1 protein-coding gene is annotated in these 1,846 nt (G+C 70.4%); it reads right to left on the bottom strand.

The window, feature by feature from the left end:
* Positions 1-1,842 (bottom strand): malto-oligosyltrehalose synthase (gene treY, locus QN345_RS18575; RefSeq protein WP_323509059.1); only part of this gene is annotated, 1,842 nt, incomplete at its 3' end.
* Positions 1,843-1,846 lie beyond the last annotated feature (4 nt).

The raw sequence follows: 1,846 nt of genomic DNA, 5'->3' as shown, positions 1-1,846 counted from the left end.
CTTCGGGCTTCCGCTCGGCATCGCATACCAGCTCCGGGACGACCTTCTCGGAGTGTTCGGCGACGCGGCCGTGACGGCGGGGTCGTCGAAGGCCGCGGCTACCAGGGTCTCGAGCTTCTCCTCGAAGGCGGCGTCCGGGGCGTTCCAGGTCGTCGACGTTCCGGATTCGCGGGCGGCCTTGAGCGCGTATGCGCCCAGGCGTTCGCGGCTGGCCGGCCAGGACCCGACGACCGCCTGCCAGAGCAGGTTCTCGAGCGGGCCGTCGCCGAGCGGCACATTCGTGCGAAGCGTGTCCAGGGTCGCCTCCCACTCCGCGGGGATCTCGGCGATGACGGTGATGCGGGCGCGGACGTCCTCTCCCCGTTTCGTGTCGTGGGTGGAGAGCGTCGTCATCGAGTCAGGGAAGGTCGCCGCCCTGGCCTGCTGGCGCGCGTGGAAGGTATCCGCATCGATGGAGAATTCCGAGGGGTCTGCTCCGACCTCGTTGAGCGAGGTGAGCCGGCTGTAGCGGTAGTACGCGGTGTCCTCGACGCCTTTGGCCATCACCATGCCGGAGGTCTGCTGGAACCGGACGGCAGCGGGGGTCCGCGGGTCGGCCAGCACGGCCAGGAGCCGGCCGATCGTTCCGGCGAGGTCCGGCCTGCGGTCGGACGCGCGCCGTGCGGCCTCGTCGACCAGCTCGAAGCCGAGCGGGAGGTAGGAGCGGTACACCGGCATGGCGGTGAGCAGCTCTGCGAGGGCGTCGACCGCCTCCGGCCCGGGGATCCCGGGGATGAGGCGTGCGATCCTGCGCACCTCTGAGCCCAGGATGCCGTCGGCGATGCCTCGTTTCCGCTCGGAGACGAGCTCGGCCCAGGTCTGCGGGCGGCCGTTCTCCCCCGGTTCCGGGGATTCGTCCTGCAGGCGTTTCTCGAGCGCGTCGAGGGCCGGCCGTCCCGCCGGGTCGACGAGGATCCGGTCGACGTCGGCGAGGGCGTCGTAGCCCGTCGTGCCCCTGGTGGACCAGCTCGTCGGCAGGGTCTCGTCGCCCTCGAGGATCTTCTCGACGAGCACGTACGTTCCGTCGGTCGCCAGGCGCAGCCGGTCGAGGTAACCGCCCGGGTCGGCGAGGCCGTCGGGGTGGTCGACCCTGATGCCCTGAACGAGGCCGTCCCGCACCCAGCGAACGATCTCGCGATGCGACTCGTCGAAGACCCAGGGAACCTCGACGCGGATGCCCGCAAGGCTGTTCACGGCGAAGAAGCGCCGGTAGTTGAGGTCCCGGTCGGCACGGCGCCAGTTGACCAGCGTGTAGTGCTGCCTCGAGTGCACGGTCCGGGGATCGGCGCCGTCGTCGGCCGTGCCGGGGAGGATCGGGAACCGGTGGTCGTAGTAGTGCAGCTCGTCGCCGACGATCTCGAGCCGGTCGAGTTCGCTGCCCTCTCCCGCGTCGCCGAGGGCCGGAAGCAGGATCTTTCCATCGCCCGCCGCCCAGTCGACGTCGAACGCCTCCGAATAACGGGAGTCCTGCCCGAATCGGAGCAGGTCCCACCACCAGGCGTTGCGGTGCGGGTCGTCGACGCCCATGTGATTGGGCACGATGTCCACGAGGATGCCGCGCCCGGCATCCGCCACCGCTGCAGCGAGCAGGCGGAGCCCCTCAGGCCCGCCCCTGGCGGGGTCGATGGCCGCGTGGTCGACGACGTCGTAACCGTGGTCGGAGCCGTCGGCGGAGGTGAGGAGCGGCGAGAGGTAGATCCAGTCCGCGCCGAGGCCGACGACGTAGTCGAGGACCCTCTCAGCGGCGGCGAGGTCGAAGGCCGCGGTGATCTGCAACCGGTAGGTCGAGTGCGGGATCCTCATGGTT

This window comes from Cryobacterium sp. 10I1 (assembly GCF_035019805.1).
Classification (GTDB): domain Bacteria; phylum Actinomycetota; class Actinomycetes; order Actinomycetales; family Microbacteriaceae; genus Cryobacterium; species Cryobacterium glucosi.
Note: the sequence above shows the minus strand (reverse complement) of the source record. Positions and strands in the feature narration are given on the sequence as shown.